Below are 14,788 nucleotides of genomic sequence, written 5' to 3' on the forward strand. Positions count from 1 at the left end.
GCTCAGGTGCTGGTCTCTAGCGGAAGAGCAGATGGCTGCCGATGACGTAAAGCAGGTAAATTCCGGACGCGACCAGCATGCAGAGAACGGCAAACGAACCGAGATCCTTGGCATGCTTGCCGACATTGGAAATCTCCGGTGAAATGCGGTCGATCACCTCTTCCACCGCCGTATTCATCGCCTCAACCGCGAACACGGCGAGAAACAGAACCATCGCGACAACAATCTCCCCAATGGTCGCGCCGACGGCAATCAACAGGATCAGCCCCACTCCGGCAAAAAGGAGCTCCTGTCGAAAGGCCGATTCCTGCAACAGCCGTTGAAATCCGCCCCAGGAATAGCCGGCAGCGGCGAAAAAGTGCCGAATCCCGGTCTCCTTGGTGACCGCTGATTTTGAAAACTCAGCCATTCGCGTTCCGCCCGTATTGTCCCGGTTGCAATCTGGATGCTTTGCGAATACCGCCTCACCGTGGGCGAAGCAAGGCGACAGCTCTCGCTGCCCTCAAAATTCATTGCAGATTTATGACGAAAAACCGATCATCTACAGGAAATTTAGCGGCGAAACGCTTATTTCAACATCCCGCCGCCCCGATTTTCTAATGCTTGTTCGTAACGCCAGCGCTTTCGAAGGTCGCCATGCCCGAATGGCAGGCGGCCGCAGCCTTGACGATGCCGGCGGCCAACGCTGCTCCGGTGCCTTCGCCAAGTCGCATGCCGAGCGCCAGAAGCGGCGTCTTTCCGAGCTTTTCAATGGAGCGCAGATGGCCCGGCTCAGCCGAGACGTGCCCGATCAGGCAATGGTCAAGCGCGGAAGGGTTCGCCGCCTTGAGAATAGAAGCAGCGGCCGTCGCGACATAACCGTCGATGATGACGGGGATGCGTTCCATGCGCGCTGCAAGGATGGCGCCGGCCATGGCGGCGATCTCGCGCCCGCCGAGACGGCGCAGGATTTCCAGCGGATCGGACAGATGATCGCGATGGAGTGCGACCGCCTTCTCGACCGCGGCGATCTTGCGCTTCAGCATTTCGCCTTCGGACCCGGTACCGGGACCGACCCAGTCTTCAGCCTTGCCGCCATAGAGCGCGTAGTGAATGGCCGCTGCAATCGTGGTGTTGCCAATGCCCATCTCGCCGATGCAAAGCAGATCTGTGCCGCCGGCAATCGCCTCCATGCCGAAGGCCATGGTGGCGGCGCAATCGCGCTCGCTGAGCGCCGGCTCTTCGGTGATATCAGCAGTCGGAAAATCGAGTGCGAGGTCGAAGACCTTGAGGCCGAGGTCATAGGCGACGCAGATCTGATTGATGGCCGCACCGCCGGCTGCGAAATTTTCCACCATCTGCTGCGTGACGGAAGGCGGAAACGGCGTAATTCCCTGCTTGGTGACACCATGATTGCCAGCAAAGATCGCGACTAGCGGCCGGGTCACGGCCGGGGGACGACCGGTCCAGGCGGCCAGCCAGAAAGCGATCTCCTCGAGCCTTCCGAGCGCGCCCGGCGGCTTGGTGAGCTGCGCATCACGTTCGCGCGCTGCCACGAGCGCCCGGGCATCCGGGCCTGGAAGGTCGCGCAGCAATGCGCGGAAATCGTCGAATGGGAGGCCGCTGACGCTCATGAATGCGTTCCTTGTCTTTTGGTCTCAAATCGGGTTCTTTGCGTGCGACTCTATTAGTCCTGGGAATCGGCGCGAACAACTCCAAAAGCGCCCGATGCTGTCGCTCGTTTGGCGGGGAGAGGAAGAAATGCGGGAATATCTGCGCGACACCGTGCGCGCCGTCGCTTTCTTGAGCCGCATTCCCATGCCGCCATCCTTCTTTGAGGGCGATGATGGCAAGCTTACGCGCGTTTCGCGCACCTTTCCCTTTGCCGGCCTTCTCATCGCCCTCCCCGCAGCCCTGACCTTCGGCACGCTGCTTTCCATCAATGCCGATCCATTGATGGCGGCACTGCTGGCGCTTACCGTGCAGACGATCACCACAGGCGCTCTGCATGAGGATGGGCTGAGCGATACGGCCGACGGCATTGGCGGCGGCAAGGATCGCGAGCGTGCCCTCGAAATCATGAAGGATAGCCGCATCGGCACCTATGGTGCGGCGGCACTCATCCTGTCTTTCGGATTGCGCGCGTCAGCGCTTGCCGCCCTCGCCCGCGAGCTGCCGGCCTCCGAGGCTCCGGTCGCGATCCTTGCAGCCGCCGCTCTCAGCCGGGGCGCGATGGTTTGGCATTGGTACACCCTGCCGTCAGCCAAACCGGACGGGATCGCGGCATCGGCAGGCAAGCCGGATGGCGACGCCATGCAGTTGGCGCTGCTTGCGACACTTGGCCTTGCAATACTGCTCGTCGGTCCTGCCATGGGCGTTCCGGCACTGGTTGGCTGCCTTCTTGCGACAAGCGCCGCGACATTTCTCGCCACCCGATACGTCCGCCAGAAACTGGCCGGGCATACGGGCGATACGATCGGCGCGACGCAGCAGATTTGCGAGATCGCGTCTCTCTGTACTCTTGCCATGTGCGTTTGAAGCATCGATATATGATCCCATGCTGACACCTTGCATCCTCGTCTGCTCTATCGACCAGAATACCGGCTATTGCTTCGGTTGCGGCCGCACATCAGCTGAAATCGGCGCATGGATGAGCTATAGCGACGACGAACGCCGCCATATCATGGAGATGCTTCCGGAGCGCCTGACCAAGGTCGAGCGCAAGCCGCGCCGGGAGACCCGCCGCCAAAGGATGGCACGGGAGCGCAGTGCCGTATGAACCGCCTGAACATTGTTCTCGCCATTCTCGGCATCGGCCTCGCACTACTCATCTTCAACAACAACAGCGGCACTACCTTCGGCATGCAGAACGACGACTTCGCGCGGGTCGTCTATCTCCTGCCGATCGCCCTGATGATGAGCGCTGCCGTCTGGGCGAGCCGGCATACGGTCAGCCAGTCGATCCGCAATCTCCTGATCTGGTTCGTCATCATCATGGCGCTCGCGACCGCCTATATTTACCGCTATGATGCCGAGCAGGTCGGAAATCGCGTCTTCGCCGGCCTCATGCCTGGCCACGCCGTCGTCGTCACGACGAGCGAAGGTGGTCAGGAAGTGATCCTTCACAAACGCTCGAACGGGCATTTCGAAGCGCGGGTCAAGATCAATGGCCAGCCGATCGACATGCTGATCGACACCGGCGCCAGCACCATCGCTTTGTCGCAGGAAGACGCCGAGCGCGTCGGCATCATCCCGGAAAACCTCACCTATTCCCAGACTGTATTGACAGCCAACGGCCGCGCCAGGGCAGCTCCCGTGGAACTCGGCTCGGTGGCCATCGGCCCGATCAAGCGCAGGGATGTCGAGGCGAGCGTCGCCGAAGCGGGCAAGCTCGATCAGAGCCTGCTCGGCATGAGCTTCCTCGAAACCCTGGGGTCGATGCAGATGCAGACCGACGAGCTTCGGCTGCGCGATTGACGGAAATGAACCATCGGACGCGATAGTTCGGTTGGGAGCGAAGCATTCGCCGGCCTCGTCACTCTAAAAGACGTCATGTCCGAACCGCATGAAGAGTGAAACGCCCATGACCTCAGCAAGACCGAACCTGACGACTGAACTGCTGCTGCTCCTCGCCCTCGCAACCTGCTGGGGCGCCTCCTACACCTTCATCCGTGTCGGCGTGGCAACCATTCCGCCGATCACGCTGATTGCCGCCCGTACCTTGATCGCCGGCCTTATCCTCCTCGCGATCATTCGTTGGCGCGGCCTGAGCCTGCCGAGGGACGCCGCCACCTGGAAACGCTTCCTCATTCAATCCTGCCTCAACAGCGCCATTCCCTTCACGCTGATCGCCTGGGCCGAGCAGACCGTCGATGCCGGCCTTGCAACCATATTGAATTCCACGACGCCTATTTTCGCCTTCCTGATCGCCGCCTTCCTGCTGCGCAGCGAGCCGCTGAAAGGCCGCAAGCTGTTCGGCGTGATTGTCGGCATGGCGGGGATTTGCCTAATCATCGGCCTCGATGCGCTGCATGGCATGGGCCGTCAACTGCTGCCGCAAGTTTCCGTCGTCGCGGCATCGATCTGCTATGCCTGCGCAGCACTGTTCGGCCGCAACTTCAAGGGATTGGACCCGATGATGCCCGCAGCCGGCTCGTTGCTCTGCGGTGCAGCGCTGCTCATTCCCACCAGCCTGGCTTTCGAGCACCCCTGGCAGATCGCGCCGTCCACGGCGTCGATCATGGCGCTGCTCGGCCTGTCTGTCGTCTCCACCGCCCTCGCTTTCAGCATCTACTTCCGGCTTATCCAGACGCTCGGCTCGGTCGGCACGACGGCGCAGGCCTATCTGCGCGTCCCGATCGGCGTTGGCATCGGTGTGATTTTCCTCGGCGAACCTCTGTCTCCGACGGCAGCCGTCGGCCTCGTCTGTGTCGTGGCCGGCGTGATGGCCATGACCATCGCACCACGCAAACGGGCGATCGCGGGATAACGCGGCTCTGACGGCGCGCGGCGGGGTCAGATCAACAGAGACAGATCATCCCAGGCGAAAATGAGATTGTCGGAGCGCCAGATTGGTCCTGGATCCACATATTGACCGACCAGTTGCCCGCCGAGCGCGCGGTAAAAGGCAATTGCCGGCTCGTTGCCGACCACCACCCCGAGACCGGCAGCAGAATAGCCCATCGACACAAATTCTCGCGCCATGTCCCGCATCAGCCGACGACCAATTCCCTGGCGCTTGATCGCGGGATCGACATAGAGCGACTTTATCTCGCCGCGTTCGCCGAACGCCGGTTCGGATGGCGCGGCAATCGCGCCGATGCCGACAAGCCGCTCTCCTTGCTGCGCCAGAAGAATACGCTGATCTCTCCGGGGATTGGCGAACATATCGGCCCACCGTACGCGACGGTAGTCCTCATCAAGCGCCTGATAAACATCGGCAGGCGCGAGATCGCGGTAGGTGTGGCACCAGATCGCATAATGCAGCCTGGCGATATCGGCGATATCCTCGGCAAGAGCTGCTCTGATGACGATCTCCTCCGTCATCGGGCATTGCCAAAGACAGTGCCGCGCAGTGCGCCAACGAGATAGAGCGAACCAGTCACAAGGATCCACCCGCCACATTCGGAAGCCTTGGCGACGGCCCGATCCAGCGCCTTTTGCGGGTCAGGCTCGGATTCGCAAGCCATCCCCATCGAGATCGCCAATGCCTCCAGTTCCGTCGACGCATGGGCGCGACCCGACCCTGACGCTTCCGTAAAGACCGCATGAACAACATATCGCGAGAGCACATTCAGAAAGCCGGGCGCATCCTTGTCGGACGCCAGTGCGACGACGGCGACGCAATCGCCGCTGACGCTGGACGAGTGCGTGATATCGCGCAGGACAGCCTCGATGTTGAACGGCACATGCGCACCATCCATGATAATGGGCAGGCTCTGTCGTCCACTTTGCAGTGTGGATGGCAAGGTGAAATCGAAGCGCTCCATCCGCCCCGGCAGCCGCGCCTTGTCGATCACGGCCGGCTCGAGCAGCCACGCACCGATCGGCTGGCTCTTTTCGCTTGCCGCCTTCACACTCTCGCCTTGTCGTCCCAGATGATCGAACACCAGGCCGACCAGAGCGATATTCGTCTCCGCAATCGTTGCGTGTTCGGGAAGGTCGGTTCGAAGAACCTCGCAACCGAGTTCATCCGCACGCTGCTGCAAGACCTTTCCCGCGATATCGTCAACAGCAAGCGTGGTGGCAAGCGTCGCACCCGGTTTCAATATGCCGACCTTCTCGCCCGCTATCGCCTCGCGCGTCGTCCCCAGAATTTCAGTATGTTCGAGCCCGATATTGGTGACGACGGCAACTTCGCCAAAGACCACATTGGTCGAATCCAGCCGGCCGCCAAGCCCAACCTCGACCACGACCCAGTTCAAGCCGGCATCTCTGAAAGAGACGAATGCAGCGGCAGTAATGACATCGAACCAGGTGGCATCTTCCCCAGCGGTTTCGGCTTGCTTCGCGCTCTCGTAGCCATCCAGAACCTGCATGATCGCCTTTGCCAGCACGTCGTCTTCGACCTCCCGGCCGAGAACGCTGACACGCTCGTTCACGCGATCGACATGCGGCGACCCATAACGTCCGACCCGCCAGCCAGCTCGCAGCAATCCCGCTTCGAGGAGTGCGGAAACCGAACCCTTGCCCTTGGTGCCGGCAACATGGATAGCGCGAAAGCTTTTATGCGGATTGCCCAAACGCTGCATCAGATCGAGCATCGGCTCAAGACCGACACGCATCTCCCCGCGCGGCTTGCGCTCCCAGTTGGTCAGTTGATCGAGCCGGGAGAGTGCTTGAGACAGCGGCTGACTGGGATGCGATTGCGGCATGATATACCTTCGGGGAGATTTCAGACTGACATAAGCGAGCGGCACGGCGAGACGTAGCTTTCGACCTTGCCATGACAACTTCAAATCCATGAGTTTCATGCCGCAGCCAATGCCGCAAGGGCCTAAATTCTCGCTTCTATCCAGCCAATATCTTCGGACCACTTCGGGCCTGTCGCAATCGGGCCGAAAGGCCCTCGCCGAGCAGAAATCGGCGGGGGCCATGCGCTGTTTAGACGGTAACGACGATCTTTCCGATCTGCTCATTACTTTCAAGGAAGCGCGTTGCGTCTCGAATTTGATCGAAAGCGAAGGTGCGGGAAATGAAGGGATCGAGAGCTCCGGACTTGAGGCCCTCATTGATGAAGGTCTTGGCACGGTCGAGAACGGCATCGTCGGATACGACCTCGGTATAAAGATAGCCCTTCAGCGTCAGGCTTTTCCCTAAAACGGCAAATTGCGGGAAAGGCCCGTCCTCAGCGCTGAGTGCGCCATATTCCAGCAGGATACCGCCGACCGCCATGCACTCGGCAAACTGCGCGATCGCCGGCCCGCCAATCGGGTCGAAGACGACGCGTGCACCCTGGCCACCGGTAATATCCCTCACCCGCGCGATCAGGTCCTCTTCCGCCGTTGCGATAACGTGATGCGCACCGGCGTCGCGCAGGGCTTCCACCTTGGCGCTGGTGCGGGTCGTGGCAATGACGGTGGCACCGACACTGCGCGCGATCTGAAACGCGGCAATGCCAACGCTGCTCGACGCGGCGGAGACGATCACGAAGTCACTGCTCGAAAGCTTCGCCTGCTCGATCAATGCACCCCAGGCCGTGATATACTGCATCCACGAGGCGGCAGCCTGCTCGAAGGACAGGTTCGCCGGATGTTTCACAACGTGACGGGCTGGCACGTTGATGACTTCGCCATAGGTGCCCCAACGGGCCATATCCAGTGTCGGAATGACGCTGACTGCATCGCCCCTGGCAAATCCGTTCACAATGCCGCCAAGAGCCTTGATGGTACCCGCCGCTTCATAACCAAGCCTTGAAGGAAATTCGGCCTCCTGAAGATAGGCGTGGCGCCGGAACATGACTTCCGCGCGGTTGAGACCGATGGCCCTTACCGTGATCTGCACCTCATCGGCGGCCGGCGGCGCGATCTCGATATCGTCGATCTGCAGCACATCAGGCTCGCCATATTCGTGAAAGCGTACAACTTTCGTCATGCTTCATTCTCCTTGCATGTTTCCGTCGCGCTCGTGGGTGGCGCGGTAGGTCACAGGCATTTGGCAAGTAGCGGCCAGAATGAAAATACGGTAATCAAAAGCATATAGTGCTCAAAAGTATACCGTCGCGAGGCCAAAGATGAACAAGGACAGGAACTATGACGAAGTGCCTGGCTGCACCATGTATGCGGCACTCAATCTCATCAGCGGCAAATGGAAAGGGATGATCCTTTATCACCTGCTGAACGGCACTCTTCGGTTCAATGCCCTGAAAAGAGAGCTCGGAGATTGTTCGCAGCGCCTTCTCATCAAGCAGCTTCGGGAACTCGAAGAGGATGGGCTTGTCGAGCGCAAAGTCTTCGCCGTCATCCCACCAAAGGTGGAATATTCGATCACCGAGGAAGGCCGGACGCTGGCGCCGATATTGCTCGGCCTCAGAGACTGGGGACACGGATGGCTGACGCGTCGCAACCTGGTTGCTCGCGATGATCATCTGCCGAAGGCTCGTACCGGAGTTTCATCCGCTGCCTGATTGATGCTTTGGTTCGGCAAACGGAACGAAAGTCTGTTCGCAGCGCAAATTTGCCGTGAACGCCGTCAGTTTCTCAAGCGATACCCCGTCCTGAAAATCCATCCGAGGATGGCCAGACAGACGACGAGGAAGAGCGTGATCATGGCAAGGCTCAGCACCGGATTGACGTCCGCGATGCCATAGAAGCTCCAGCGGAAGCCGCTGACCAGATAGAGAACCGGGTTGAGATGGCTGACTGCCTGCCAGAAGGGCGGCAGCATATTGATCGAATAGAAGCTGCCGCCAAGGAAGGTCAGCGGCGGCACGACCAGCATGGGGATGAGGTTCAGCTGCTCGAAATTCCCAGCCCATATGCCGATCATGAAACCGAACAGGCTGAAGGTTACCGCCGTCAGCACGAAGAACAGGATCATCATGAACGGATGCTCGATCCGGATATCGACGAAGAAGCTCGCCGTGGCCAGAATGATCAGGCCGATGAGCATTCCCTTGGTCGCCGCGGCACCCACGTAGCCGAGAACGATCTCGGTCATGGCAACCGGCGCCGACAGCACCTCGTAGATCGTGCCCGTGAATTTCGGGAAGTAGATGCCGAAGGAGCCGTTGCTGATGCACTGGCCGAGCAAGGTCAACATGATCAGGCCGGGCGTGATGAAGGCACCATAGGAGACGCCCTCGACGAGATTGATGCGCGATCCGATCGCAGCGCCGAAAACGATGAAATAGAGCGACGTGGAAATGACCGGCGAGACGACGCTCTGCAGCAGGGTGCGGCGCGTGCGGGCCATTTCGAATGTATAGATGGATTTGATCGCTTCGAAGTTCATTTGCCTGCCTCCACCAGCGAGACGAAAATATCCTCGAGCGAACTCTGGCGCGTCGAAAGATCCTTGAAATGAATTCCCTGCTCTGCCAGCTTCGATAGCAGAGCCGCTATGCTGGATTGCTCATGCTGGGCATCGAAATCATAGATAAGCGTCAGACCGTTCGGCCCGAGCGAAAGCCCGTTGCCGTCAAGAGACTGTGGTACGGCGTCGAGCGGCTCGTTCAAATCGAGGATGAGCTGCTTGCGGCCGAGCTTGGCCATCAGCGCCTTCTTCTCCTCCACCAGCAGCAGCTCGCCACCATTGATGACGCCGACGCGATCGGCCGCTTCTTCGGCCTCTTCGATGTAGTGAGTGGTCAGGATGATGGTGACGCCGGACGCCCGCAGGCGCTCGACCACATGCCACATGTCCTTGCGCAGCGTCACGTCGACGCCGGCAGTCGGCTCGTCAAGAAACAGAATCTCCGGTTCGTGCGAGAGCGCCTTGGCGATCAGCACGCGCCGCTTCATGCCGCCGGAAAGCTGCCGAAGCATATTGTCCTTCTTCTCCCAGAGCGAGAGGTCGCGCAGTATCTTCTCGATATATTCAGGGTTCGGCTTCTTGCCGTGAAGCCCGCGTGAGAAGCTCACCGTGTTCCAGACAGTTTCGAACTGATCGGTCGTCAGCTCCTGCGGCACAAGGCCGATCAGGCTGCGCGTAGCGCGAAAATCGCGCACGACATCATGACCGCCGACGGTCACCGAGCCCCCGCTTGGATTGGCAATCCCGCAGACGATGGAAATCAGCGTCGTCTTGCCCGCACCGTTCGGCCCGAGCAGCGCCAGGATTTCGCCCCGCTCGATGTCGAGATCGATACCCTTCAGTGCCTGGAACCCGTTGGCATATGTTTTTGTGAGATTGCGGATAGAAATGATCGCAGCCATGGTCAGGCAAAGTCCGGCTTTTGTGATGAATTTCGCGGCGTTTGCCCGCTATATAGCCGGTCTTGCGCTTTTACCACCCCACGGTGGTGAAACACAGCGTTCGTCTAAGCGGAATAAGCTGTCATCAAATCGTGACCTTCGTCGGGCATATAGCTCCTTAGGTGAGCAACGTTTGTCGCAACTCCGCCCAACGCCTCTTGGCGACACCGTTAGCGCCTACTGTACTGGCCGATTTATTGCCCTCGCATTCATATTGCATGCATCATTGCAACATGAAGTTCTTTTCTGGAGCTGGCAAAGATCCCCCGTCATTGCCATGCTCCGCTCAAGCCGGCATCAGCCGGCTTTTTTCTTTTTTCGCCAGCTTACGATCGGGAAACGACCGCTACCAGTTGCCGTTGACACCGCAGCCTGCCGGCGGCAACGTCTTGTGCTCGAAGCGCGCTTTCAGCATTTCGCAGCCCTTGTCGCGAATGGGTCCGGGCATCATGGAGTTGAGGCCAATGCCAACTTCATCGAAGGGATCATCGGCATAAGCGACATAGGCATACCAGCGGCCGCCAATGACGATGACAATGGCAATCAATGCGGCAAGGAGCGCCCTTCCAAGGCTTCTCTTTCGTCTCGGTACGTCTTCCATGAGCCCCTCTCTTGCCGTCGGTTCGCGCAGTTGAGCGCGATTCCACCGATAGGTAAATCAGCTTCTCCGTTTGGCAAGGGTGGATGCTGTCCCGGCAAAGGGCCAATCAAAGGCTGCAATAGCGCCGGCCGCCCTTTCGGTCCCTGAGGTCGAAATGGAAGTGGTTCCAATGCTCCGGATTGCTGCCCGGCCCAAGCACCGTATCGAAATAGCGGCAGCTGTCGCTGCGCACCGCCTTGAGCAGCCGTCCTTCCCGGAAAGAGAACAATCCCTTTTTCCGTACGTCGATTACATGGCCGTTCTTGAGAACGAAGGTGCCGACATCGATCGCATTGCCGTGGGCATGCTCCGACATCGGATTGTAGCGTTGCCGGCTATTGTTCATGCGCCGGCAGGAATAGCCGCCGAGCGGCACGATCGTGCCGATGCCGGTCCAGTACCGGGTGCGCGCGGCGGGCGCCAGTTCGTTCTTCACCCATTTGGCGAAGGCAAGCGTCACCTGGCAATTCAATGTGACGGCGGGCCGGACCGCGATATTGCCTGAGAGACCGCTGAGCGAAACCGGATAGGGAACCTGACAGGCCGGGCCGTTGGATATGGCCGGCTTATCCGTATAGACGACGCCCATGCGCCGCAGTTCCTGGCGGCAAGCGATTTCCGAAGGCGGCATCATGCCCGGCGTCGATTGCGGCGCTTCGAACTCTTGATCGAGGCGCGGTATCGGATTTTCGACGCGCGGCAGCATCGCGACCTGCGTCCCCGGCAGCTGCCTCGGTATCCGTGACTGGTTGAGCTCGGCCTGCGCGGCCGGGCGCTGAACCACCGAACGGTTGGTCTGCACCGGCGCATCGGTGCCGATGCCGTCGACGACGGGCTGGTCGGACTGACCTTCGGCAATATTCTGCTGCTCTTCCTGCGCCAACCCGACGACCGATCCGGATTGCTCCTCCTCGCTCGGTCCAATACCGAGTTCGGCATCCATGTTGACGCCCTGAGAGGGAATGTCCGATTGCTGCGCCAGCCCAACCTCGACGTCCGAGGTCGTCACGGCCTCGCCGGTTCCGTTGGAGCGAACGGGACCGCCGCTTTTGTAATTGCTCGATGCGGAAACGACGGGATCCTGTACACCTTGATAGGCGAATTGCCGCTGCGGCACGGTTCGATGCGGCTTGATGGACCCGACACGCGAGGAACTATCGATGCCAGAAGGCGGCACGAGGCTGTCCGCCGTACAGGCGACCAGTGCCGACGACAATAGCAATGGCAGCGCGACCCGCCGTAGAATGGGTAAAATGGTCATACTCCTGATCCGCTGCCCCAGCCACGGTCGGTAACGATTACAAATCCTAAATGGGAAGGGTGAACGAAAGCTTACCGTGAGGAATCTCGATGTTTCAGGCCGGCACCGTGCCACCCCGGGATGACCTGAAGCAAAGTACGCGACCCACAGGAGTCCTCCATGGAAATGCCAGTATGGCTTTTCCATCGCGGCAGGATTGCATAGGCTGATTGTCGGAATCGACCGTGAACAGGAGCAGATGAATGAATGACAGCGTCAAACCGAAAGGCGAGCTGACTTTGCGCACACTTGCCATGCCCGCCGACGCCAATCCTGCCGGCGATATTTTCGGCGGCTGGGTCATGGCGCAGATGGACTTGGCAAGCGGCATCCGTGCCGCCGAACGGGCGCGCGGTCGCGTGGTCACGGCAGCGGTCAAGGAGATGGCCTTCAAACTGCCGGTCAAGATCGGCGACACGCTGAGCGTCTACACTGATATCGAACGTGTCGGCCGCACCTCGATCACCCTGAGCGTCGAAGCCTGGGCGCACCGCGCACGCTACAATAGCCTGGAGAAGGTTACGGCGGCGACCTTCATCATGGTCGCACTTGATGAAAACGGCTTGCCGAAGGCTGTACCAGAGGAGAGCTGACGCGATGGGTTCCGCACACGTACCGGAAGTCTACGTCTACATCAGGACGGTCATGAGCATGGTGATCGGCCTTTCGCTCGCCCAGCTCCTGACCCGGCTTGCCGGCTTCGTGCAGGCGCCGGGCAAGAACAAGATCTACCTCGTCCATATCGGCTGGGTATTGTCGATGTTCCTGTTCATCATCCATTTCTGGTGGTGGGAATATCGTCTGCAATCCGTCGCGCAGATCAATTTCGGCGTCTACCTCTTTCTCATCTGCTTCTGCTGCCTCTTCTATTTCCTTTGCGTATTGCTCAATCCGCCCTCGGTCGAGGATTATGGCGGCTTCGAGGAATATTTCATCTCCCGCCGGCGTTGGTTTTTCGGCCTGCTTGCCGTGACCTATGCTGTCGATCTCATCGACACATTGCTGAAGGGTGAAGCCTATTTCCAGTCGCTCGGCTGGGAATATCCAATACGCAATGTCGTCTATGTCATCCTGTGCATCATTGCGGCGATCACGGCCAACCGGCGCTTCCAGGCCGCGTTCGTGACGGTCGGGCTGATCTACCAGATCACATGGATCTTCCGGCTCTACGACGTGCTTCCCGTCTAGCGATCACATTCCGCACGGGCGTTAAAACGGCTGCCATTTCGATGCTCTACGATCCTTGACCAAGACATCGCCATATTGTTCAGATCGATTACGGTCTGAGACACAGGTGGGAGACTCAAGCCTTGAAGACAAAGAGCTATGCACTGGGATTGGCCTTTGCTCTGTCGTTACCATGGCTTGCTCATGCCGAAGACCCTGCGCCGGGACCTGCCAATACCACGATCGATCTGAAATATTGGGTAGAATTCGCAAAACAGGGCAATCCGGCTGCCCAATACGGTCTTGGCTATCGCTACGCCCACGGCCAGGGCGTGGAGCAGGACGATGTGCAGGCGGTCGACTGGTATCGGAAATCGGCTGACCAAGGCAATGCGCAGGCTCAATATGCTCTGGCCTATATGTATGCCAGCGGTCGCGGCGTCGATACCGATCTGAAACAGGCAAACGACTGGTATTTAAGGGCGGCGCAAAACGGCAATGCCGATGCTCAATATGCCATCGGCTATTCCTATGCCAATGGCCGGGGCATGGCTGTCGACAACGAAGACGCCGTCACCTGGTATCAAAAATCCGCCGCTCAGGGCGAGGCGCAGGCGCAATATGCGCTCGGCTACATGTATGCCAATGGCCTCGGCGTGCAGAAGGATAGTGCCATTGCACTCGGCTGGTATCGCAAGGCCGGCGACCAGGGCCGCGCTGACGCCCTATACGCGATCGGCTACATGTACGACAACGGCCAAGGCACGGAAGAAGACCAGGAACAGGCCGTCGCCTGGTATAAAAGGGCCGGCGACCAGGGAAGCGCGCAAGGTCTCTACGCAGTCGGCTACGCCTATGCCAATGGCAAGGGTGTCAAACAGAATGATGCCGAAGCCTATTCCTGGTACATGAAAGCAGCCGAGAAGGGGCGTGCCGAAGCACAATATGCCGTCGGCTACAGCCTTGAGAATGGCGTCGGCGTGGCCCCGGACTATCGTCAGGCGCTTCAATGGTATCGCAAATCGGCTGACCAGGGGCGGCCCGACGCGCAATACGCCATCGGCTATCTCTATGCCAACGGCCAGGGCGTGAAGGTCGACGATGACAGCGCAGTGAGATGGTATCGCAAGGCCGCCGAGCAAGGCGATGCGCGAGGCGAATACGCCCTCGCCTTCATGTATGTCGCCGGCCGTGGCGTTGCTGCGGATTATGGCAAGGCCTTTGACTGGTGTCGGAAAGCTGCCGGCCAAGGCCATGCGGACGCGCAATATGCTCTCGGCTATATGTACGAAAACGGTCAGGGGACAAAGACTGACAAATCAGTTGCCGCAAGCTGGTATCGCAAGGCGGCTGACCAGAACAATTCCCAAGGTCAATACGCCCTCGCCTATCTCTACTATCAGGGCGCCGGCGTGACCAAGGACTATGGTCAGGCGGCCGATCTGTTTCGCAAAGCCGCCGATCAGGGTGACGCCCGCGCGGAATACGGTCTTGGATATTTGTATTATAACGGCTATGGCGTGCCGAAGGACTCCACGATCGCTGCCGACTGGTTCAACAAGGCGGTGGCGAAGGGATTGCCCGAAGCGCAGCATGGGCTCAGCTATATGGAAGCCAACGGCGACGGCCCGATCAAGGATCTCGGACCGCTGGGACAAGGGACGGCCGGAAAAAAGGACACCGGCAACAAGACGGGCTGGGTCCTTTTCCATTTGCTGATGGCGCTCGTACCCTAGTGGTCGCGGAGCGTTCGGCATCTTAATTCAACGGATTTCGACTGAGGGGTAA

The 14,788-nt window shown here is 59.6% G+C and carries 17 protein-coding genes; 8 read left to right on the top strand and 9 right to left on the bottom strand.

The window, feature by feature from the left end; all coding sequences use genetic code 11:
- Positions 1–16: 16 nt before the first annotated feature.
- The gene (locus ABOK31_RS08420; RefSeq protein ID WP_174179574.1) at positions 17–409 is read right to left on the bottom strand and encodes a diacylglycerol kinase; all 393 of its coding nucleotides are present in this window, start codon (positions 407–409) and stop codon (positions 17–19) included.
- 187 nt (positions 410–596) lie between these two features.
- The gene (gene cobT / locus ABOK31_RS08425; RefSeq protein ID WP_174179576.1) at positions 597–1,613 is read right to left on the bottom strand and encodes a nicotinate-nucleotide--dimethylbenzimidazole phosphoribosyltransferase; all 1,017 of its coding nucleotides are present in this window, start codon (positions 1,611–1,613) and stop codon (positions 597–599) included.
- 94 nt (positions 1,614–1,707) lie between these two features.
- Here cobT and ABOK31_RS08430 point away from each other — a divergent pair, with 94 nt between their 5' ends.
- From ABOK31_RS08430 to ABOK31_RS08445, 4 genes are all read left to right on the top strand, one after another.
- Positions 1,708–2,517: an adenosylcobinamide-GDP ribazoletransferase gene (locus ABOK31_RS08430; protein WP_349958484.1), complete on the top strand. Its 810-nt coding sequence runs from the start codon at positions 1,708–1,710 to the stop codon at positions 2,515–2,517.
- A gap of 19 nt (positions 2,518–2,536) precedes the next feature.
- Complete coding sequence (locus ABOK31_RS08435; RefSeq protein WP_174179580.1) at positions 2,537–2,758, top strand: DUF1289 domain-containing protein; 222 nt, start codon at positions 2,537–2,539, stop codon at positions 2,756–2,758.
- The gene (locus tag ABOK31_RS08440; protein ID WP_349958486.1) at positions 2,755–3,456 is read left to right on the top strand and encodes a TIGR02281 family clan AA aspartic protease; all 702 of its coding nucleotides are present in this window, start codon (positions 2,755–2,757) and stop codon (positions 3,454–3,456) included. The genes ABOK31_RS08435 and ABOK31_RS08440 overlap by 4 nt, the downstream gene beginning before the upstream one ends.
- Before the next feature lie 106 nt (positions 3,457–3,562).
- Entirely contained in the window at positions 3,563–4,468 is a 906-nt protein-coding gene (locus ABOK31_RS08445) for an EamA family transporter (protein ID WP_349958487.1), read from the top strand.
- Positions 4,469–4,494: 26 nt separating this feature from the next.
- Here the strand turns inward: ABOK31_RS08445 and ABOK31_RS08450 are convergent, their stop codons facing one another.
- From ABOK31_RS08450 to ABOK31_RS08460, 3 genes are all read right to left on the bottom strand, one after another.
- Entirely contained in the window at positions 4,495–5,025 is a 531-nt protein-coding gene (locus ABOK31_RS08450) for a GNAT family N-acetyltransferase (RefSeq protein ID WP_349958489.1), read from the bottom strand.
- Positions 5,022–6,353, bottom strand: a complete 1,332-nt coding sequence (locus ABOK31_RS08455) for a Mur ligase family protein (protein WP_349958491.1) — start codon at positions 6,351–6,353, stop codon at positions 5,022–5,024. The genes ABOK31_RS08450 and ABOK31_RS08455 overlap by 4 nt, the downstream gene beginning before the upstream one ends.
- A gap of 229 nt (positions 6,354–6,582) precedes the next feature.
- Positions 6,583–7,572: a zinc-dependent alcohol dehydrogenase family protein gene (locus ABOK31_RS08460; RefSeq protein ID WP_174179589.1), complete on the bottom strand. Its 990-nt coding sequence runs from the start codon at positions 7,570–7,572 to the stop codon at positions 6,583–6,585.
- A 139-nt stretch (positions 7,573–7,711) separates the two neighbouring features.
- Here ABOK31_RS08460 and ABOK31_RS08465 point away from each other — a divergent pair, with 139 nt between their 5' ends.
- A complete protein-coding gene (locus ABOK31_RS08465; protein ID WP_174179591.1) occupies positions 7,712–8,104 on the top strand; it encodes a winged helix-turn-helix transcriptional regulator in 393 nt (130 codons plus the stop codon).
- Between the two features lie 65 nt (positions 8,105–8,169).
- On the opposite strand, the gene ABOK31_RS08470 is transcribed toward ABOK31_RS08465, so the two are convergent.
- From ABOK31_RS08470 to ABOK31_RS08485, 4 genes are all read right to left on the bottom strand, one after another.
- Entirely contained in the window at positions 8,170–8,931 is a 762-nt protein-coding gene (locus tag ABOK31_RS08470) for an ABC transporter permease (RefSeq protein ID WP_174179594.1), read from the bottom strand.
- Complete coding sequence (locus tag ABOK31_RS08475) at positions 8,928–9,854, bottom strand: ABC transporter ATP-binding protein (protein ID WP_174179596.1); 927 nt, start codon at positions 9,852–9,854, stop codon at positions 8,928–8,930. Before ABOK31_RS08475 ends, ABOK31_RS08470 begins: the two co-directional genes overlap by 4 nt.
- A 385-nt stretch (positions 9,855–10,239) precedes the next feature.
- Positions 10,240–10,494 (bottom strand): hypothetical protein, encoded by a 255-nt coding sequence (locus ABOK31_RS08480; RefSeq protein ID WP_174179597.1) that lies wholly within the window; start codon positions 10,492–10,494, stop codon positions 10,240–10,242.
- 106 nt (positions 10,495–10,600) lie between these two features.
- Complete coding sequence (locus ABOK31_RS08485; RefSeq protein ID WP_349958494.1) at positions 10,601–11,794, bottom strand: extensin family protein; 1,194 nt, start codon at positions 11,792–11,794, stop codon at positions 10,601–10,603.
- 242 nt (positions 11,795–12,036) lie between these two features.
- On the opposite strand from ABOK31_RS08485, the gene ABOK31_RS08490 reads away from it, so the two are divergent.
- The 3 genes from ABOK31_RS08490 (at position 12,037) to ABOK31_RS08500 (ending at position 14,736) form a co-directional block, all read left to right on the top strand.
- Positions 12,037–12,426 (top strand): acyl-CoA thioesterase, encoded by a 390-nt coding sequence (locus ABOK31_RS08490; RefSeq protein ID WP_349958496.1) that lies wholly within the window; start codon positions 12,037–12,039, stop codon positions 12,424–12,426.
- A gap of 4 nt (positions 12,427–12,430) precedes the next feature.
- On the top strand, positions 12,431–13,021 hold the full coding sequence (locus ABOK31_RS08495) for a hypothetical protein (protein ID WP_174179603.1): 591 nt from the start codon (positions 12,431–12,433) through the stop codon (positions 13,019–13,021).
- Between the two features lie 122 nt (positions 13,022–13,143).
- Entirely contained in the window at positions 13,144–14,736 is a 1,593-nt protein-coding gene (locus tag ABOK31_RS08500) for an SEL1-like repeat protein (protein WP_349958499.1), read from the top strand.
- Positions 14,737–14,788 lie beyond the last annotated feature (52 nt).

The organism is Rhizobium sp. ZPR4, from assembly GCF_040215725.1.
GTDB lineage: Bacteria > Pseudomonadota > Alphaproteobacteria > Rhizobiales > Rhizobiaceae > Rhizobium > Rhizobium rhizogenes_D.